At 48.2% G+C, this 20,465-nt stretch carries 13 protein-coding genes and 1 tRNA gene; 9 read left to right on the top strand and 5 right to left on the bottom strand.

What is annotated here, in order from left to right:
• Positions 1–7: 7 nt before the first annotated feature.
• Positions 8–1,198 carry a glycoside hydrolase family 88 protein gene (locus ABLV78_RS03755; protein WP_047042977.1) on the top strand — a complete coding sequence of 397 codons (1,191 nt, stop codon included), beginning with the start codon at positions 8–10 and terminating at the stop codon, positions 1,196–1,198.
• A gap of 22 nt (positions 1,199–1,220) precedes the next feature.
• A complete protein-coding gene (locus ABLV78_RS03760; RefSeq protein ID WP_047042974.1) occupies positions 1,221–1,781 on the top strand; it encodes a DJ-1/PfpI family protein in 561 nt (186 codons plus the stop codon).
• A 56-nt stretch (positions 1,782–1,837) separates the two neighbouring features.
• On the opposite strand, the gene ABLV78_RS03765 is transcribed toward ABLV78_RS03760, so the two are convergent.
• On the bottom strand, positions 1,838–2,770 hold the full coding sequence (locus ABLV78_RS03765) for an alpha/beta hydrolase (RefSeq protein ID WP_047042971.1): 933 nt from the start codon (positions 2,768–2,770) through the stop codon (positions 1,838–1,840).
• 1,294 nt (positions 2,771–4,064) lie between these two features.
• Here ABLV78_RS03765 and ABLV78_RS03770 point away from each other — a divergent pair.
• From ABLV78_RS03770 to ABLV78_RS03790, 5 genes are all read left to right on the top strand, one after another.
• Entirely contained in the window at positions 4,065–4,523 is a 459-nt protein-coding gene (locus tag ABLV78_RS03770; protein WP_047042966.1) for a phage tail assembly chaperone, read from the top strand.
• 137 nt (positions 4,524–4,660) lie between these two features.
• A complete protein-coding gene (locus ABLV78_RS03775; protein ID WP_512171714.1) occupies positions 4,661–9,133 on the top strand; it encodes a BapA/Bap/LapF family prefix-like domain-containing protein in 4,473 nt (1,490 codons plus the stop codon).
• A 234-nt stretch (positions 9,134–9,367) separates the two neighbouring features.
• On the top strand, positions 9,368–10,813 hold the full coding sequence (locus ABLV78_RS03780; protein ID WP_165430587.1) for a TolC family protein: 1,446 nt from the start codon (positions 9,368–9,370) through the stop codon (positions 10,811–10,813).
• Positions 10,814–10,826: 13 nt separating this feature from the next.
• The gene (locus ABLV78_RS03785) at positions 10,827–12,962 is read left to right on the top strand and encodes a type I secretion system permease/ATPase (RefSeq protein WP_052766958.1); all 2,136 of its coding nucleotides are present in this window, start codon (positions 10,827–10,829) and stop codon (positions 12,960–12,962) included.
• Between the two features lie 63 nt (positions 12,963–13,025).
• Complete coding sequence (locus tag ABLV78_RS03790; protein ID WP_047042957.1) at positions 13,026–14,306, top strand: beta-barrel domain-containing protein; 1,281 nt, start codon at positions 13,026–13,028, stop codon at positions 14,304–14,306.
• A gap of 239 nt (positions 14,307–14,545) precedes the next feature.
• On the opposite strand, the gene ABLV78_RS03795 is transcribed toward ABLV78_RS03790, so the two are convergent.
• Together ABLV78_RS03795 and ABLV78_RS03800 are read right to left on the bottom strand one after the other, a co-directional pair.
• Positions 14,546–15,016 (bottom strand): YqeJ family protein, encoded by a 471-nt coding sequence (locus tag ABLV78_RS03795; RefSeq protein WP_080957272.1) that lies wholly within the window; start codon positions 15,014–15,016, stop codon positions 14,546–14,548.
• 82 nt (positions 15,017–15,098) lie between these two features.
• A complete protein-coding gene (locus ABLV78_RS03800) occupies positions 15,099–15,908 on the bottom strand; it encodes a winged helix-turn-helix domain-containing protein (protein ID WP_165430586.1) in 810 nt (269 codons plus the stop codon).
• 251 nt (positions 15,909–16,159) lie between these two features.
• Here ABLV78_RS03800 and ABLV78_RS03805 point away from each other — a divergent pair, with 251 nt between their 5' ends.
• The gene (locus ABLV78_RS03805; protein ID WP_047042948.1) at positions 16,160–16,723 is read left to right on the top strand and encodes a hypothetical protein; all 564 of its coding nucleotides are present in this window, start codon (positions 16,160–16,162) and stop codon (positions 16,721–16,723) included.
• Between the two features lie 281 nt (positions 16,724–17,004).
• Here ABLV78_RS03805 and ABLV78_RS03810 read toward each other — a convergent pair.
• Positions 17,005–17,080: transfer RNA gene (locus ABLV78_RS03810), tRNA-Phe, on the bottom strand.
• Positions 17,081–17,185: 105 nt separating this feature from the next.
• Positions 17,186–17,899: a DUF554 domain-containing protein gene (locus ABLV78_RS03815; RefSeq protein ID WP_047042944.1), complete on the bottom strand. Its 714-nt coding sequence runs from the start codon at positions 17,897–17,899 to the stop codon at positions 17,186–17,188.
• 419 nt (positions 17,900–18,318) lie between these two features.
• On the opposite strand from ABLV78_RS03815, the gene ABLV78_RS03820 reads away from it, so the two are divergent.
• Entirely contained in the window at positions 18,319–20,457 is a 2,139-nt protein-coding gene (locus tag ABLV78_RS03820; RefSeq protein WP_047042940.1) for an ornithine decarboxylase, read from the top strand.
• Positions 20,458–20,465 lie beyond the last annotated feature (8 nt).

Consider the following 20,465-nt stretch of genomic DNA (forward strand, 5'->3'; position numbering starts at 1 on the left):
AGTTGTTATGACCAAATCTGTTATCACCGAAGCGCTGCGGCCGATAGAACTGCATCAGGTCGACCGCCTGGCGTTGAGCCAGAAGCTGGAAGACGCGCTGGCCCGCGTGACGCGCAAGCTCGACAAAAATATCGTTGCCTTCGGCGATAAGTTCCCCGGCGAAGCCTGTGAAAACGGCATCTGGCCGCGTACCGATAACGTAGAGTGGACCACCAGTTTTTGGCCGGGCCAGCTGTGGCTGGCGTGGGAGATGACCGGCAAAGCGCACTACCGCGAAGCCGCCGAGCGCTATTTACCGTCGTTTGCCCGGCGTATTGAGCAGCGTATCGACACCGCGACCCACGACCTCGGCTTTCTTTATTCGCTCTCCTGCATCAGCGCCTGGCGGCTTACCGGCAATGAAGCCGCTCGCCAGTCGGCGCTGCTGGCTGCCGAGCGCCTGATGGAGCGTTTTAACCCGACGGCCAAAATTATCCAGGCGTGGGGCGACTTAAACGATCCGGAACAGCAGGGGCGAATGATCATCGACTGCAATATGAATCTGCCGCTGCTGTACTGGGCCAGCGAGCAGACCGGCGACCCGCGCTACGCGCAGGCGGCAACGGCGCACGCCGGGCAGGCGGCGAACTATATCGTGCGTGAAGACGCTTCGACTTATCACACCTACTATATGGATGTGCAGACCGGCGAACCGCGCTTTGGCAACACCCATCAGGGCTACAGCGATACCTCATGCTGGTCGCGCGGCCAGGCGTGGGGCATTTACGGTTTCCTGCTGAGCTATCAGCACACCGGCGATAAGCAGATGGTTGAGCTGTCGTGCAGCCTGGCGCACTACTTCCTCAACCGCCTGCCGGAAGATGATGTTTGCCATTGGGATCTGGCGCTGCTCGGCACCGATGCCGTGCGCGACAGTTCGGCGGCGGCGATTGCCGCCTGCGGCCTGCTGGAGCTGGTCAAAGCGCTGCCTACGCTCGACGGCAACCGCGCGTATTACGAAGAGATGGCGCTACGCATTGCGCTATCGCTGACCGATAACTACCTGGCCCACGACGATGACCCTACCGAAGGGCTGCTGCAGCACTCGGTTTATCATATGGGCAGCGGAAAGGGCGTCGATCAGTGCTGTAGCTGGGGTGACTATTTCTATCTTGAGCTGCTGGCGCGGCTGCGACAGATTTGGTACCCGTACTGGTAATCCTCAAGGAATGGAGAACGAGATGAAAAACGTAGCCGTGTTATTAGCCCCCGGGTTTGAAGAGGGGGAAGCGATAGTCACTATCGATATCCTGCGCCGTCTGAATATTGCGGTGCAGACGATTGCCTGCGGCGAGAGTCGCGAAGTGGTGAGCTACCACGCTATCCCAACGATCGCGGATAGCACCCTGAAGGCCAGCTTCGATCAAACCTTTGATGCCGTGGTGTTGCCGGGCGGCCCGGAAGGCAGTGTTAATCTGGCGAAAAGCGCGGAGGTTATTGCCTTTGTTCGCCGCCACGATGCAGCGGGTAAATATATCTGCCCGATTTGCTCCGCCGCCGCCCGCGTGCTGGGCGGCAATGGGCTGCTGAAGGGGCGTCGCTATGTCTGTTCCGGCGATCTTTGGCAGCAGGTGAGCGATGGCGTGTACGTGGATGCCGACGTCGTGGAAGACGGCAATCTGCTCAGCGGCCGGGGGCTGGGCAAGGTATTTGATTTCGCTTTCACCCTGGCGGCTCGGCTGCAGGGCGATGAAGCGCCGGCGCGCGAACAGGCGGAACATATTTATTATCCGTGGCCCTAGCCGCACGGCATGCTGTGGAAGGTTTCACTGCCCGTGTCATGCGGGCAGTGGCTGGATTAGTGGCAGTCTGGTACGCGTTCAGCTTTTTCACGGCTGATATCTAGCAGCGCGCTGCGGAAAGAGGCATTAAACATCGGTCCATGGCCCAGGCCCGGAAAATCCCAAACAGCGGCATCTACCCCTTTCTCTTTCAGCGTAGTCATCGCGGTATTCACTTTTGTTAGCACTTGATCAGCCTTCGAATCCCGCTTATCGCCCGGCGTCGCTGACCCTTCCAAAATGACCAGACTTTTGCCGCAGTACGACGCAGGTTCGGCCGCCGTGATGCGGCTAAGTAGCGCAAAGTTATCCCGGCTAAGCGATGGACTGGCGCTATAATAAGCGTGGAAGTACGAGGACGACAGCCAGGAGTCGAGTACGAACAGGCCGCCGTAGGAGTGGCCCCACAGGCCGCGGCGCTGCGGATTGATATGCAGACCTTGCTCCGCTTTGGCGGCGATACGTGTTTCCAGCAACTGACGGAAGTCATGACTCCCCCCGTTTTTACGGCCAGTCGGCGTTGCGCCCTTGCTGTTGTCAACAGGCGTATAGTCAAAGGACCGGCCCTTCAGATCGAAAGGTAGGTTGGTCTGATAGCCGACCGCGACGATCACCGGCGGCGATTGCGCCGTGAGCTGTTTGAGCAGCTCGTCAGAAAGTCGGTCCATTACCGCATTACCGTCAAGCATGTATAACACCGGGTAGCCGGTGGGCGGCGCGGCTTTGTTCGGCACTGCCGTCCACACCCGATAGTGGCGTGCGCCGTCGGCGGAATCGAACTGATGGACGCTGAAGTGGTAAAAGGCCGAACCCTTTTCGGCGATATTGGGCCCCAGCGGCTGCATATCGGGTTTTGCTAAGACAGGAGCGCTGTAACTGAGCGTAAGGCAAGAGAAAATGGCAAAAAGCGTCCTGCGCGGGGGCGTGGAGCGAGACTCGCGGGCATACATCTGATGATTTTTCCTTTTCCGCCGGTGAATTTTAATTTTAGCCTGCACATACCGTTGGGGGTACCGTGCCAGACAGGGTGTTAACAAAAACAATAATAAGAATAATTACCAATTTCATTTAAGGATTGCAATGATTAATAGGAATCGAATGAAAGCGGAAAGGCGTATAGGGCAAATCTCAGTTGTAGGGAATGGAGGGAATATCAGATCGGAGCAGTAAGCGCTCGGAAAGTAAGGATAAAAAGGAATGAGCGGGGACACGGTAGGTGATAGATATGGACTGATGTCTGCAATCAGTCACGCCATGCGACGTGTTTTGATGTTTATTATTATTAAAGGTTGGTATGTAAATAGAGAGATGTAAACGTTCGTGGTTAATACTGTGGTGGTAGGAATGTTTATTATGATGGTTTTTTATAAAGATGGATTTCTATTTTATCCAAATGGCGGATTTCTTATTTCACCATAATTTCCCGGTATATTGTTCTTGGTAAATATAGTTATATGGAGCATTTTTATAAAGTGTATTAACGCGGCAGGGGCCTTGCAAGCGGGAGAGAATATTATAAGGAGGGAAATATTCTCTCCCTCCACCGGAAAGTGAGGGAATGCCATAGGATAATGTGGCCACGGAACGTCCCGCATTTTTCTGGATAGATGATAAGAAGTGCTTACGCTTTCCATTGATTTCAATTGTTTTTCTTTTTTGCAATCATGGAATTATACCCTCGCCATAATGACACTATCAACATTCCAGGCGCCGGACGTCGTTCGTCCGAAGGAACCCCCTCAGCGGCGTCCAGTCGCATTAGAGAATCGCCGTAACCCTTTCATACTACAGCTATAACCGGAGCCACTTCTGGTTATCGTTTTTCTTGCGGCTCTCTCCGGCCAGCGAGCCTGTTGATGGGCAGAGCATCGTCAAAAAAACGCCGTTTTTTTTATATCTTAAGTACGTGGTAATTTGTTTTTTTATCAATGAGTTATTGTGTTTTGCTAAGGTAAGTAAAGATAACTTTAGGGGTTGGGTAGATGTTGATAAGAATAATGAAGCTAACTTCATTTTAAATTAAGCGCAAAGCTTACTATCTTGGCATTTAATTCAATCTATTACTTTCTTTACCCTCAGCAGGAAAGAGGTTGTAGACGCTGGTGGTTTATTCATCGGCGCTGTGATAGCGCGTTTGAGTTGGCCGTAACCATCCCCGGTAATCGGGGGAAGCACATTGATTTTTCGGGGGGAGAGAGGGCGGTCTTCTCCTGAAACACTATTCATCCCGCCAGAGAAAACATTATGGAAACTAAAGAGTTTGTTCTGAACGACAAAAAATTCATGTTGGTAAAATTACAAGCGTGGAATCGCCTGATGTTTGTTGCGGATTTACAGAAAGATATTCTTACGCCGCTGCTGGATAACCTGGGCGAAAAATCTCTGGAAGGTGTTTTTTCAGCTGTATCCGAGCAGGGCGCTAAGCCAGATGTAATGAAGTTATTAAAATCACTGTCTGGTGTAATCGATAGTCGTAATTTAGAGAAATGGGTAAAAAGAGTACTCTCTGAGGGAATGATTGTTTCTATCAAAGAGGATGAACAAAAAGTAAAACTATCTTTCCACGAGCTTACAAAACTATTCTCGGCTCCGCAAGATATTATCATACTGATGAAAGAAGCCATTGTATTTAATCTCGATGGCATTCTCGACATTATTAAGGGTATGGGAGGGAAAAAGGCTGATACACCGCAAATAAGCTAAAGAGGAGCTCAGGAGAATAGCTCTTCAAACTATAAGAAAATACATTGAATCAGAAATGGAATAGGGATGTTCCTGGGTGGTTTTGAGCTTATCACCGTGTGTTTTCTTTTTTATTAATAAATATGGACTGAATTTATATGAATGGAACAATAGATTTTTTCTCGCCAACAGGCGAAAAACTCGCAAGCACGGCAGAAATGACAGGGGCTGCCCCGGTCGAAAGCGGAGCGATCCGTTTACCTGTATCTGCGAGGGATGTCACGGGCGTACAAAAGGATAAGAACGCCCTTAATATCTTAATGAAAGATAATCAAAAAATCGTCATCGAAGACTTTTTTGGCGACACAAAAAAGAAGCTGGTTTTTGACGATGGTAAGGAGATTTTTGAGGCTGATTATCTCGACAAAGAACAATTCAACGGTCTGCAATTTAAACCATTACAGAGCTTTGAAGAGGTGTTTACCGCGGCTGAACCAGCCGCGAACGATAGCGATGTTTATGTATGGGTCGTGCCATTAATCGCCGCGGTTGCGATCGGTGGTCTCGCCATTGCCGCCGTTAATGATAACGATGACGGCGGTGATACTAGCCAGGATAAGGCCAAAGCCAAACTCAAGGAAGCGAAAGACGGCGCCAATCAGGCGATCGACACTATGGCGTACCTGAGCAGCGAACAGAAAGAAGCCGCTCACCAGGCCGTTGAAAATGCGACCACCGTAGATGAGGTGCAGAAAGCGCTGTCCGACGCCACGGCGAAAAATCTTGAAGAAGCCAAAGCCGATGCCAATCAGGCGATCGACGGCATGACGCATCTGAGCGATGAGCAGAGAGGGGCGGCTCAACAGGCGGTGAACGTTGCGACCGGCGTTGTGGGCGTAGAGGAAGCGCTTGCTGACGCGGTGGCGAAAAACCTTGAGGAAGGCAAAGCCGACGCCAGTGAGGCAATCAACGCCATGGCGTACCTGAGCGACGAACAGAAGGCTGAAGCTCAGAAAGCCGTTGATAATGCGACCAGCGTCGACGAGGTGCAGAAAGCGCTGGCCGATGCCGTGGCGAAAAACCTTGAGGAAGGTAAAGCCGACGCTAATGAAGCGATCGACAATATGGCGTACCTGAGCAACGAGCAGAAGGCCGAGGCACACCAGGCGATCAATGGCGCGACTGACATTGCGCAGGTGGAAAAAACCGAGGCCGATGCCGCGGCGACAAACCTTGAGGCAGGCAAAGCCGACGCCAACAAGGCGATCGACGATATGGCGTACCTGAGCAACGAGCAGAAAGCCGAGGCGCAGCAAGCGGTGAACGACGCGACCGACATTGCGGGCGTGGAAAAAGCGGTGGCCGATACCGCGGCGAAAAACCTTGAGGAAGGTAAAGCCGACGCCTATCAGGCGATCGACGATATGGCCTATCTGAGCGATGAGCAGAAAGAAGCGGCCCGCCAGGCGGTGAAAGACGCGATGGACCCGGCGGGCGTAGAGAAAGCGCTGACTGATGCCGTGGCGACAAACCTTGAGGAAGGCAAAGCCGACGCCAATAAGGCGATCGACGACATGACCTACCTGAGCGACGAGCAGAAAGAAGCGGCTCACCAGGCAGTGAACGACGCCACCGATATTGCGGGCGTGGAGAAAGCAGAGACTGCTGCCGCGGCGACAAACCTTGAGGAAGGCAAAGCCGACGCCAATAAGGCGATCGACGACATGACCTATCTCAGCGACGAGCAGAAAGAAGCGGCTCACCAGGCAGTGAACGATGCCACCGACATTGCGGGCCTGGAGAAAGCCGAAGCCGCCGCTGCCGCGAAAAACCTTGAGGAAGGTAAAGCCGACGCCAATAAGGCGATCGACGACATGACCTATCTCAGCGACGAGCAGAAAGAAGCGGCTCATCAGGCGGTGAACGACGCCACCGACATTGCGGGCCTGGAGAAAGCCGAAGCCGCCGCTGCCGCGAAAAACCTTGAGGAAGGTAAAGCCGACGCCAATAAGGCGATCGACGACATGACCTATCTCAGCGACGAGCAGAAAGAAGCGGCTCACCAGGCGGTGAACGACGCCACCGACATTGCGGGCCTGGAGAAAGCCGAAGCCGCCGCTGCCGCTAAAAACGTTGCGGTAGGTAAAGCCGACGCAAATAAGCCGATCGACGACATGACCTACCTGAGCGACGAGCAGAAAGAAGCGGCTCACCAGGCGGTGAACGACGCCACCGACATTGCGGGCCTGGAGAAAGCCGAAGCCGCCGCTGCCGAGAAAAACCTTGAGGAAGGCAAAGCCGACGCCAACAAGGCGATCGACGACATGACCTATCTGAGCGACGAGCAGAAAGAAGCGGCTCACCAGGCGGTGAACGACGCGACAGGCGTGGCGGGCCTGGAGCAAGCGCTGGCCGATGCCACCAGCAATAACCTTGATGGCGCGAAAGATAGCGCCAACAAGGCGATCGACGCTATGGATAACCTGAGCAAGGATGAAAAGGACGCAGCCCATCAGGCGGTAAACGACGCCACTGATATTGCGGGAGTGGAGAAAGCTCAATCCGACGCCGCCACCCTCAATGCTGAAAACGAACCGTCATTCCTGGAAGATATTCTCAGCGGCATCTGGAATGCGATTATTGCCATTCCGAAAGGATTGTTAGAAGCACTTAAATCGGTTATTCCGATGTTAAGTGATTACCACTTTTTGCTCGAATCCGCGCCTGCGGCACTGACCGGCGTCGCCCTGGTCGCCTGGGAAGCACTCGTTGAAGTTATTCACGTGCCATTAAGCTTTATTTCCAATATGGTTCAGTGGGTTACAGGATTTATCACCGGTATTCTGGGAGGGATATGGGGACCATTAGGAACCATTCCACATATCTTTAATGGTATACTGATTCTCGTAGATGGCCTGGGTAACGGCTTAAAAATTATTGTAGAGAGTATCGGTGTTGGTCTTATTAGCCTGCCTGCGATCGTTACCGGCGCCATCGGCTGGGTGATAACCCTGGTTAAAGGATTTACCGCCTTACTAAACGGTGATTCCTCCGCGATGGAGGATTTCGTCGCTGATTTCTCGCAATCGCTATTGCAAAACCCACTGATTCCATTAGTACTGGGCGATTTGTTCGTCGCAGTTATGGCTATTCCTAAGCTAGGCGTTGAAGTTATAAGCGTCATTGCCGAATGGATTCTGGGAATTATTACAGGATTCCTGCAGTTTATACCGGGATTAATACCTATTGCCAGTGTGGTTTCAGATTTCACGCTGGCTATTGACGGCGTTCTTATTGCTATTCATTATGGCTTAAGTAATGTTGTCAACCTGGTCACGAAACTGGGCATGGCGCTGATCATGGGTCTCCCGATCGCCATGAGTGCTGGGACATCGGCGGTAACCATAATCGAAGCCTTTATAAAAGGGATGCTGGGTTTAAACTCTGATTCCGATACTCCAGATACGCCGATCAATAATTTCATTGACTCCATTATTGACTTTATTTCTTCGCCGATCGAAGGCCTCAAGAATATTTTTTCTTCTATTTCCAATAGCATTCAGGATTTCTTTAAAGATCCACTAGGCTTTATTGGGAATATGATCCAGAGTGCTATTGATGTTATTCTTGCGCCATGCAAGTTTATTATTGATACAGTAGGTTCTATTATTGATTTTATTGCCGCGCCGTTTGAGGCTATCGGCAAAGTTATTGGTAATCTCATAGAATGCATTGGTAACTTCCTCAGCGATCCGTTTGGCGCTATTGGTAACATATTCCAGGATATCATAGATATTATTCTTGCGCCGTGTAAGTTCTTTATTGATACGGCTAGCTCCATCTTTAACTTTATTACTAATCCGATTGATTCGATATTAAAACTGCTCGGCGATCCTCTTACATTGATGGTCAAATTTATTAGCGACCCAGTCGGAACGGTTACAGATATTATTAACTCGGTCATTGATGCCATCTTGAGTCCATTTAAGGGAATCATTGATTTTATCTCCGAAGTTATTTATGGCATCACTCATCCGCTGGAAACGATCTCTAATATCATTAACGATATTGTCGCGAAAATTTTTGGCGGCTCCTCCAATGACAATGTGGCCGCCAATGCGCTCAATACTTTAGCTGATTCCGTTGAAACTGCTGCCGAGGCGGCGAAACCAGCGGCTGAAACCCTTGATAAACTGCTCGTTAGCGCAGAAAAAACGGTTGATAATCTTCTGGAAAAATCTGTGGGTGAAGGCAGCGAGAAAAGTTTGTCTACTGATGATTTGGCCACCATGACCAATACGCTTAATGAGTTAGCCACTTACTCTGATAGCAACGTAACTTCGCTTAACGAAATGGTTGATTCGCAGACTTCTCAGGCTTCACAGGCTTCTAAGGAAGCAGTAAACGAAGAGTTGACTGATGAACAGCTCGCTTCGCTGACGGAGGAAAATAATGCCAACGATATCAATTTGGATTCTCTGGTAGGTGAAGAAAACAATTCCGTCGTGGCAGAAAACAAAGTTACTGAACAGCAACAAGGTGCTGAAGATTCTGGAGAATATAACGCACTGAATCAAATCGTCAATCAGCTACAGCTAAATGAAGAAAGTTATCAGTATGCTGCTGCTTAATTCTAAGTAATACCTTTCCCGGCTGCTACATCGGTTAGCCGCCGGGATTGGTCAGCCACATAGCTTTACAGTATGTGGTTCTCAACGGTGTCATGAGATGTACCTTCATGCACGATACCAGATATACATCATCATGGAATGATAACGCGTTGTATTTATAATTCAGGGAGCTATCCAGTGGGACTTACTCATAAAGCACGACTCTATTTATCCGTTGCCATAGGAAATCTGTTAATGATTGCTAGTGCTTCCTGTGAGCTTATCACTTTTCCCGTTTCATTTGTTAATGAGGATAAATCATCAACGTCACCAGAAACTCCACAACCAAATAAGCCACTGTCCAATGATGCCCCAGTTGTATATGCTAAACCGGTTGAAAAAACTCAACTTGCAAAACAACTGCCACCTGCTGCACCTGCAGATACGGTTATAAAAAATATTATTTCTTCAAAAGAAAAATATAATCTGCACAGCGCAATGCTGATGGCCGTTAGCTGGCACCCGGAAATTAAACGGGCAATAGCTGAATCGGAAAGACTAAAATCGATGATAGATGAGGTTAAATCTGCATATTATCCTAATGTGCAAATGGGCCTTAATTCCGGTATCGCCAAAGATGATTATAGTGATGATAATAATAAAACCAATCAACTCAACTTATCAGTTGAGCAGATGATTTATGATTTTGGTAGCACCAGTGACCGGGTTGAGCTCTCTCAACTGAATGTCGCCAGCGCCAGCTACGAAATAGAAAAAGAGATTAATGATATTCTTTATCAGACGATTGGCGCCTATTTGCAAATAGTCCGCTATCATCAACTCAGCGCTGCGGCAAAGGAACGTATTGACGGTTTTTCTAAGATCAAAGATTTAACGAAAAAACGCGTTGCGCTGGGGGCCAGCGCTGAATCTGATTACTCTCAGGCAAACCTCAGAGTAGCCGAAGCACTCTCAAACTATAATGATTATATATCACAATATAAAAAATGGCTGGCAACTCTGGATCATCTATTAAATAAAAAAATATCAGCCAGTATTATCATGGAGTTCCCTAATGAAATCGAAGAACTCTATAATAATATCTTACGTGATAATCCAGTTAATACTGACTCACCGGCAATCAGGATTGCCAGAGCTAAAATTGATATCGCCAAAAAACAAATCGATGTCCAAAAGAATGAATATTATCCGACAATAACGTTGGCGCCTTACTATGAACATGATTTGACTGAACAATCGACTAACAATGGCACCACCAAAAACCGCGACCGTTATGGCGCATTTATTAATGTAAAAGTCCCGCTTTATCAGGGCGGATCTGTATCTTCTAAGGTACAGCAAGCACAAGAAGCGCTCAATACTGCGCAATTTAACTTAGATGCTGAAAAGAATAATGCCGATCAGAGGATAATGGAATATTCGAGCCAAATGCGAAACACCAAAATTAGCCTGGAAAACAAACGCGAAAGGGAGCAGAGCGCTATAAGAACGCGTAATCTTTATATGTCACAGTATCTGGAGTTGGGGGCTCGTTCGGTTTCCGATTTAACCAGCGCTGAAGCCGAGATCCATCAGACCAAAGCCGACATCATTAATAGTCATTATACCGTGTCGAACCTTGCCATGGAAAGTCTGTACTATGCTGGCAAATTAATTAATTTAATGAAAAATAAAGGATGATATAGTGCAAGATATGGATTTCTTTTCCTCTATGGAAAATGACAGTGGCGCCAAAGAGTACTATCTGGAGCAGTGGAAAAGCGCGTTAGTGACTATCGCGCACCATTATCGTCTCAATGTTTCAGAACAGAATATCCTGATAACATCTTTATGGCATGATAAAGATTCAAGCAGTAAAGTTGTAGAGATTATGAGTCGCCGGGCAGGGCTTTCTTTTAAGGAAGACGCTGTTGCGGGTTATCGCTTTAATTCGTGGTTGTTTCCTCAAGTGCTGGAAATGAAAGATGGCCGTCTGGCCATTATCAAGAGTATTGATGAAGATAAAAATTTTGTTGTCTCGTTTATTGAAGATAATGAGCTGATCTCACTATTACAAGAAGATGAGGTCCGCGCTGAAGGTCGTAGAATTATCACGCTGCGCCCGGCCAAAAATGTCTCCGACCCTCGCATTGATGATTACATCAAGCCGGCTGAAAAGTACTGGGTCTGGAAAATTATTTTTGCCGACATGAAACCATACTATCTGGTCATACTGGGGTCTCTGTTTGTCAATGTGCTTGGTCTGGCCGGTATTACTTACTCTATGCAGACCTACGACCGTGTCATTCCAGCACAGTCACATCCTACAATGTGGGTGCTTTTCATTGGTGTGATCCTGGCGCTTATTTTTGATTTCACCTTGCGCTTAATTCGCTATAGCGTAACTGATATCCTCGGCAAGCGTGCAGACTTGATTATTTCAGACAGGGTCTTTGGTCGTGCCTTGAGGATTAAAAACCCTTATCGCCCGAAATCAACAGGGTCGTTTATTGCTCAGCTAAAGGAACTGGAACAGGTTCGTGAAATGATGACTTCGTCAACCGTCGTTGCCATCACGGATTTACCGTTCTTCTTTATGTTCCTGGTAATTATCTATTTTTTGGGGGGAATTGTCTTCCTCGTACCTTTAGCTGGGGCCATTCTTATGGTGCTTCCTGGTCTATTAAGTCAAAAGAAACTGTTCAGGTTAGCCAACACGGCTACGCGAGAATCCAGTCTGCGTAACGCCATGCTGGTCGAAACGGTTCAAGGGCTGGACGACATCAAATTTTTGCAAGCCGAGCATCGCTTTCAACAGCAATGGCTGCACTACATTAAGACGACGGCAGAAAACAGTCTGGAATTAAAGCATCTGACGCATACCTTAACAACCTGGTCATATTTCGTCCAGAGTTCGGTGTTTGTATGCCTGGTACTGGTAGGAACTCCCTTTGTTATGTCCGGCGATCTGTCAACCGGGGCATTAGTGGCCTCATCCATTCTGAGCTCAAGAATGATGGCGCCTATTGCGCAAATAGCGAGCATCATAACTCGTTGGCAACAAACCAAAGTCGCGATGACTGGTCTCGACTCGATAATGCAATTACCCATCGATCAACCGGAACATCAGCGGTTGATTCACAAGAAATTTATCGAAGGCCAGTATTCGATTACCAACGCGGCTTTTACGCATCAGGTAGACGGTCAGAAAATCGCGGTGAGTATTGATTCGCTGGAGATCAAAGCGGGTGAGCGTATTGCCATTCTTGGGCGCAATGGTTCGGGTAAGTCATCGCTGTTAAACGCGCTTTCAGGGATGATGCATCAGAAGTCCGGCGAAGTAATTCTGGATGGTATCAATATTAATGATATCGATCCCGCCGATCTGCGTCGTGATGTTGGATACCTGAGTCAAAACTCTCGACTATTTTTCGGTTCGCTTCGTGAAAATATTACACTGGGATCCCCCTTGGCCCAGGATGAAGATATTATTGAAGCCATTAAGATAACCGGTGCCATTAATTTCATCAACCAGCTACCATCGGGTTTAGATTATATTATCCAGGAGGGTGGGCACGGTCTTTCTGGCGGACAGCAGCAGACTATTCTGTTGGCTCGACTGGTATTGCGTAATCCTAATATTGTTATTATGGATGAACCCACTTCCTCACTGGATGATGTGACAGAAGATGAGTTCGTCAAAAAAATGAGCAACTGGATTTCCGGTAAAACAGTTATTATTGCTACCCATCGTAAGAAAATATTGGATCTTGTTAATCGAACTATCGTGGTGTCTGGCGGTAGGGTGGTGTTAGATAAACGCAAAGATGAAATTATTGATGATATGTAATTAATATATTGCCACTAATTATATCATTATATTTTGCCCAGCTATTTTAAATGATGGTTTTTAATGAAAAATATACCAGGAAAAGTAAAAAAGAATTTTATACTTACAAAGGACTTTTGTAAGAATGTTTTTTTTACAACGGATAAGGATGCGACTCATAGGGTACGAGAGACTGACGAGTTTACGCTTGCCGACACGCATGGCGGCGTTAAGACTAGCCGGGCATTGTATATATTGCTCAGCGTTATATTTTTTCTCAGCGTATTTTTGCTGTGGGCTTCTATGTTTAGTATTGATGAAGTCTCGAAAGGCGATGGGAGGGTTATCCCCAGCTCGAAAGAGAAGATCATTCAATCTCTTGATGGTGGGATTCTCGATAGAATCAACGTTACTGAAGGACAGATAGTTCAGGTGGGGGATATTATTGCTAATCTGGATACGATAAGAACCCAGGCTGCAGTGATGGAATCTGAATCCAAATATCGGGCGCTATTGGCCAGCAAAGTTAGACTTTTGGCGGAGATTAGCAATCGTCCTTTAGTTTTTCCTGATGAATTACATGATTTTGCAGAAATCACCGATAGAGAAATGGTGCTTTATACTTCGCGGAAAAATAATTATATCGCGTCGATGAAAGATATTCAGGCGTCAAGAGTATTATTGAATAACGAACTCGCGATTAACACTCGACTTATGGCCCAGGGGGCGTCAAGTAAAGTTGATGTTATCAGACTCAGGAAGCAGCTCGTCGATCTGAATATGAAAGAATCAGAGCTAAACTACAACTATCAGGTAAAATCTGGAGAGGAACTATCGAGAATTTCCGGAGAAGTTGATTCGTTATATCAGAAGATCATCGGTCAGCGCGATCTACTGAAAAAATCGACCATCACTTCTCCAGTCAGGGGCATTGTGAAAAATATTGAAGTTAACACTATTGGTGGCGTCATTCCCCCAAATGGAACTATCATGAACATCGTTCCCCTTGATGACCGATTACTTATCGAGGCTAAAATATTGCCACGTGATATCGCTTTTATTCATCCAGGACAGCGTGCGATCGTCAAAATCACCGCCTATGACTACTCAATCTATGGGGGACTGGATGGTGAGGTGGTAACAATTTCACCTGACACGATTTCCGATCCTCAAAAACCGGAAGTTGTTTTTTATCGTGTTTATATCAGAACCACGAAGGACCATTTGCAAACTAAAGATAATAAACAGCACTTTATTTCTCCTGGGATGGTGGCGAGTGTAGATATCAAGACCGGCAAAAAGACAATCCTTCAGTACCTGATTAAACCATTTAACAAGGTTGGTGAAGCGCTTAGGGAAAGATAGCCAGATGGGGCTTATGCTGGCGAATCACCGTATGTCAAAACTAAAGTCACCAGGGGGGCGTCATACCAGATGCGTCCCCCTGGACCGGGAGAGGAAAAGCAACCGGAGGTAATAGAAGGCGTCCGGTTTATTATCATTAATATCCGCGTGGCGTCTCAACGATCTCACGACGACGTCGCGGAATCGACTCCCACAATTGCTGACTGGTGACCAGTAAAATATATCGTGTTGATAATACATTAACCTGATTGATTACAATAAAAAACAGGCATGCGATGCACGAAAATTATCGGGATATTGAAGCCATCCCGCTTGAGTTGTATGGTAAGATCTTTTCCTGTCTGATAAAAAAATTCGGGGAGATGAATATTTACATTTCCTTTTTCACTGTTATCTCCGTAAAACTTCTCTACTCTTTTACTGTGAAAAGTATAAATATCATCCATTCTTGTATAGGTAAAACTAATCACTCTCCTGATATTTATCCGAACACCATTGTCTACCGCATAACCATACATTGTTAACTCGCCTTTATTACCGCCAAAAATAAAGCCATAACTTGCATCTAATTTAAAATCATTGTTAATGAGAGTATGGCGGCTATGGCATGAAATAGCACTGTCGGTATTAAATGGAGAAGGTAAATAAAAATATACCCCTGCAAAAGCGCCTAAACATGCAAGTGAGCATAAAATGGATTTATATCTCATGGTGTTTCCTCTAATTCTCTCGCTATGGTAACGGAGCGACAGTCTTGTTGTTTTTTATTATATGTAGCGCAGTTGATTATGTTTATTTTTGATTGCATCGGAGATACGGTAAAAAAACGTTCTCTTTATTAAAGCAGGGTAACCCGACACTTTTCATTATGTTTTTAATTTCATTTTCAGAATATTGATCATCTATAGTGTAGATGAAGCAGTTCGTGGATGAGAGTTGGTTATAAGATTTGAATATATTATCATTAGTGAAGCTTATGTATATGAATCCCAATACGGTTATCAGTATTAATAATATAGCTCCGGTGAATAAAACGTAGCGGGTTTTTATTTGTAATCTATTCTTTTTCGCAACCTGAATCGTTGACGTGAGGACCATATCAGAACCAAATTCGGGAGGAAGCGATACAGGTATCTCCTCGGTGAAGTGTTTTTTGCCGATTTCAACGGACGGCACTGGTTCTATATCCTTTTCCGCTGTGCCTTCTGGTGTTTGATTACTCTCATTGAGTTGAAACGCCGGGGGGGTATCCTGCGTAATTAATACACTGACACTATTGTTAAAAATAATACCATGACGTGGGACGGTTTCAATAACATCACATAATTCCAGCTGTGCCAGTTTTCTACGTAGATGTAGTATGCACTGATAAAAAGTATTAGAACTCACCGTGGACTCTCGCTTCAAGCCCCAGGCGTACAGGATTAGCTCATCCTGAGATACAAGACGTCCTTGGTTTTTTAATAATCTATCCAGACAAAGGCTTGCTGGAACATGAAGTTTAAGTTTTGTTCCAGTATTCATGTCCTCTATTGTTCTGCGAAATGGAATAAATTTAACACGACCATTAATTATAAAGTAATGATTATTTTTTTGAGCCACTTTCTTTTTCTTCGATCATTAAAAAATCCTTTTATATTAATGGTTTATTTCTTTCGCGCTAAGACGAGTAGGATAACTTAATATGAAATAAAATCTCTAAATTAAGGCATAACTAAAGTGAATAAGAATAAGAAATGACTTTTCAGTGTAAACCAATCAGAAAACTATCTATTCTTCACAATAGAAAGCGAAGCGCTTTATTAGTTTGCTTTGTAATAAAAAAAGAATCAACAACAACAATGAATTTCAGAATGATTAAAATTGATGATGACTTATCTGTTATACATTGTGCTTTGACGATGGAATATCATTTTTATGTCAAGAATCAATATGTAAAATTGGGTCTTGATACGATGTATGATGAGCTTGGACTGGGTGAAAAAAGTAAAATATATATACTTGAGGAGCTTGGTTTCCTTAGTGTCTATACTTTATTATATATGATTCATTTGATTTATGAACGCAGGGATGCCTCAATCATCATACTGAGCGATAGAATCGTTCAGGGAGATGCGTCTTTGTTCTTTGTATCAAAACGTTCATCAATAGATGAGTGGCGTAAAATATTACTGGTTGATAATTCAAAACAAATTAAAGTATTAATTTCGTATTATTATTCAATTTGCAACGGGGAAGGGTTAACCCAACAGGCGCATGCTGTTTTACTGATGACCCGGGGAATTAAAACCATTGGCTCTATATGCAATACTTTGAATCTTAACCGGAAACAAGTTTCATATTATCACTCAAAACTCAAAGAGAAACTTGGTTTGAATGACCCGATGTTATTTTATAACTATCTCAACTGGTTATAACCGCGCGCTGGCCCCGAAGGGGTGAGCCGCGTTGCGGCGAATAATCGAACGCAGTTCGATGGAGAGTCCGGCCGTAGAAAAGCAAAAACCCGCCTTTTGGGCGGGTTCTCTGAATAAGTGGTGCCCGGACTCGGACTAACGCCGCAGGCGTTGAACAGCGCGCTTGTCGCGCTGGCCCCGAAGGGGTGAGCCGCGTTGCGGCGAATAATCGAACGCAGTTCGATGAAGAGTCCGGCCGTAGAAAAGCAAAAACCCGCCTTTTGGGCGGGTTCTTTAAATAGTGGTGCCCGGACTCGGAATCGAACCAAGGACACGGGGATTTTCAATCCCCTGCTCTACCGACTGAGCTATCCGGGCAACGGGGCGCATTAAACCTGATTCACCGCGCCTCGTCAACGAAATTTATAAATTTCGCAGCAGACTGCACAATCTATCACCACTTTGCCGTAAAAGCACGCGTCGTCAGGCAAAAAAGGCCGTCCACGCGACCGAAATCGGCATTGCCAGCAGCAGGGCGGGGAGCATATTGACCACTGCGAACATCTTAATCCCGCAGATACGCAGGCCGGTCGCCACCAGCAGCATACCGCCGACGGCGCTGAAGTCTGCCATCATCATCGGCGTGGTCAGCGGCATGATAAGCGAGGCGCAGGCCGCCAGACTGAGCTGAATCAGCAGCATCGGCACACAGATTGCCGACACCGCCAGCCCCAGGGTACAGGCGAAAATCGTGGCGGTGAAAAAGTCGAGAAACGCTTTGGCGATAAGGATGCTGGCGTCGCCGGTCATTCCTTCGCGCATGGCGCCAAAAACGCCGGTACCGCTGGCGCAAAACAACACGATGATCGCCACGTAGCTCTGAATATAAGACTCGTGGGCCGAGGCCTTTTTCCTGCCCTTTGGCGACAATAGTTGCTGGAGTTTGCTCACCAGAGTATTGATGCCTTTCTCCATATTACACACTTCGCCGAGTAGCGCGCCGACCAGCGTCGCCAGCACCATCACCGGCAGGTTGGCGCACTTGATGACCAGTAAAATACCAATCCCCAGTGATGCCAGCCCGAAAATCGAGGTCATCGAGGTGCGGATCCGTTCCGGCAATCGTTGGCTCAGTAGCGCGCCCAATACGCCGCCGGCAAGCACCGCGCTGGCGTTAATAAATGGCCCTATAACCAAAGTAAACTCCTGTTAATTATTCCTGATGTCCGCATTATTATGACCATGTTTTGCCGCGAAGGCTTGCGGATCCGTGGGGAGAATGCATATGGATTTCATCTTGCGCCACTTTCGGAAAGGTGCCATGATTGCGCGGATTTTCACCTCCTTACCCTGAGGCCGCCGGGATGACGACATCGCCATTACATCGCCGTTGCCGCTGCGTACTGCTGCGTGGTTTGCCTCGTTCCTCACTCTCCCTGTTCACCATGCGGTGAAGGCCACGTATGCTCACTGTAGGACAACAGTAAGATCGGACGCGTCTGCTTTTACTGATGTCCGGCGGTCGGAGCTGAATTCCGTCAGACCCGGACACATCGTTGGGCAAGTCTCCACCTTTGCCTGAGATTTTTACACTCCCGATACGGGCATTTGCGCTTATGAAATCTATGCACATTGCCGCCAGCTGCGAGCTGGTCTCCCGTCTGTCTACCCATCGCCAGGTTGTGGCGCTGGACAGCACTGATTTTACCGATGCGGCAGCGGTCGTCATCACCGCGGCGGATAGCCGCAGCGGTATCCTGGCCCTGCTCAAGCGCAGCGGATTCAATCTGCCGGTCTATCTGTTTAGCGAAACGCAAACGGATAAGCCGGGAGGAGTCGTCGCGGTGATTAGCGGCAAAGAGCAGGAGTGGCTGGAGCTGGAAGCGGCCGCCTGCGGCTATGAAGAGAAACTGCTGCCGCCATTTTTCAATACGCTTAGCCAGTACGTTGAGATGGAAAACAGCACTTTCGCCTGTCCCGGTCATCAGCATGGCGCGTTCTTTAAAAAGCATCCCGCGGGCCGCCAGTTCTACGAGTTTTTCGGCGAGAACGTTTTTCGCGCTGACATGTGCAACGCCGACGTCAAGCTCGGCGATCTGCTGATCCATGAAGGTTCGGCGAAGCACGCGCAGAAATTTGCGGCAAAAGTCTTCAATGCCGATAAAACCTACTTCGTGCTTAACGGCACTTCCGCGGCGAACAAGGTCGTGACCAATGCGCTGCTGACCCGCGGCGATCTGGTACTGTTCGATCGCAACAACCATAAATCAAACCACCATGGCGCGCTGATCCAGGCCGGGGCAACGCCAGTCTATCTGGAAGCCGCGCGCAACCCGTTCGGCTTTATCGGCGGCATCGACGACCACTGCTTTGATGAAACCTACCTGCGCGAGCTGATCCGCGAGGCGGCGCCGGAAAAAGCCGACGCGCGGCGCCCGTTCCGCCTGGCGGTGATCCAACTGGGCACCTATGACGGCACGGTGTATAACGCGCGCCAGGTGGTGGATAAAATCGGCCATCTCTGCGATTACATCCTGTTTGACTCGGCGTGGGTCGGTTACGAGCAGTTTATCCCGATGATGGCTGACTGCTCGCCGCTGCTGTTGGATCTCAATGAAAACGATCCGGGCATTTTTGTGACGCAATCGGTGCATAAGCAGCAGGCCGGTTTTTCGCAGACCTCGCAAATTCACAAGAAAGATAACCATCTGCGCGGCCAGGCGCGTTTCTGCCCGCATAAGCGGCTGAATAACGCCTTTATGTTGCATGCTTCCACCAGTCCGTTTTATCCGCTGTTCGCCTCGCTCGATGTGAATGCCAAAATCCACGAAGGAGAGAGCGGTCGGCGGCTGTGGGCGGAGTGCGTTGAGCTGGGTATCGAAGCGCGTAAAGCGATACTGGCGCAGTGTAAATTATTGCGGCCGTTTGTGCCGCCGCAGGTCGGCGGGAAACCGTGGCAGGAGCATTCGACGGCGACTATCGCCAGCGAACGGCGCTTCTTTAGCTTCGAACCGGGCGCGAGCTGGCACGGCTTTAGCGGTTATGCTGACAATCAATACTTTGTCGATCCGTGTAAGCTGCTGCTGACCACGCCGGGTATCGATGCCGATAGCGGAGACTATACCGAGTTTGGCATCCCGGCGACCATCCTGGCGCACTACCTGCGCGAAAACGGCATCGTGCCGGAGAAGTGCGATCTCAATTCGATTTTGTTCCTGCTGACGCCGGCGGAAAGTGCGGAGAAACTGGCGCGACTGGTGGCGATGCTGGCCCAGTTCGAACAGCATATCGAAGCGGATTCGCCGCTTGCTGAGGTATTGCCGACGATTTACAACAAATACCCGGTTCGCTACCGCGATTACACCATTCGCCAGCTGTGTCAGGAAATGCACGATCTGTACGTCAGTTTTGATGTTAAAGACCTGCAAAAGGCGATGTTCCGCAAGCAGAGTTTCCCGCCGGTGGTAATGAACCCGCAGGACGCCAACCGCGAATTTATCCGCGGTAACGTTGAGCTGGTGCGCCTGAGCGAGGCCGAAGGGCGCATCGCGGCGGAAGGGGCGCTACCGTATCCGCCGGGCGTGCTGTGCGTGGTGCCGGGCGAGATCTGGGGCGGCGCGGTGCTGCGCTACTTCCTTGCGCTGGAAGAGGGAGTCAATATGCTGCCGGGCTTTTCGCCGGAGCTGCAGGGGGTTTATAGCGAAACGGATGCCGATGGTATTAAGCGGTTGTATGGGTATGTGTTGAAAGCGTAAACCGGGAC

It is taken from the genome of Klebsiella sp. CN_Kp075 (genome assembly GCF_040065055.2).
Taxonomy (GTDB): Bacteria; Pseudomonadota; Gammaproteobacteria; order Enterobacterales; family Enterobacteriaceae; genus Klebsiella; species Klebsiella aerogenes.

What these genes read in the sequence shown, in the direction of transcription:
- ABLV78_RS03755 (WP_047042977.1), top strand. Translation starts at nt 8, where the DNA reads ATGACCAAATCTGTTATCACCGAAGCGCTGCGGCCGATAGAACTGCAT.
- ABLV78_RS03760 (WP_047042974.1), top strand. Translation starts at nt 1,221, where the DNA reads ATGAAAAACGTAGCCGTGTTATTAGCCCCCGGGTTTGAAGAGGGGGAA.
- ABLV78_RS03765 (WP_047042971.1), bottom strand. Translation starts at nt 2,770, where the DNA reads ATGTATGCCCGCGAGTCTCGCTCCACGCCCCCGCGCAGGACGCTTTTT.
- ABLV78_RS03770 (WP_047042966.1), top strand. Translation starts at nt 4,065, where the DNA reads ATGGAAACTAAAGAGTTTGTTCTGAACGACAAAAAATTCATGTTGGTA.
- ABLV78_RS03775 (WP_512171714.1), top strand. Translation starts at nt 4,661, where the DNA reads ATGAATGGAACAATAGATTTTTTCTCGCCAACAGGCGAAAAACTCGCA.
- ABLV78_RS03780 (WP_165430587.1), top strand. Translation starts at nt 9,368, where the DNA reads ATGATTGCTAGTGCTTCCTGTGAGCTTATCACTTTTCCCGTTTCATTT.
- ABLV78_RS03785 (WP_052766958.1), top strand. Translation starts at nt 10,827, where the DNA reads ATGGATTTCTTTTCCTCTATGGAAAATGACAGTGGCGCCAAAGAGTAC.
- ABLV78_RS03790 (WP_047042957.1), top strand. Translation starts at nt 13,026, where the DNA reads ATGAAAAATATACCAGGAAAAGTAAAAAAGAATTTTATACTTACAAAG.
- ABLV78_RS03795 (WP_080957272.1), bottom strand. Translation starts at nt 15,016, where the DNA reads ATGAGATATAAATCCATTTTATGCTCACTTGCATGTTTAGGCGCTTTT.
- ABLV78_RS03805 (WP_047042948.1), top strand. Translation starts at nt 16,160, where the DNA reads ATGATTAAAATTGATGATGACTTATCTGTTATACATTGTGCTTTGACG.
- ABLV78_RS03820 (WP_047042940.1), top strand. Translation starts at nt 18,319, where the DNA reads ATGAAATCTATGCACATTGCCGCCAGCTGCGAGCTGGTCTCCCGTCTG.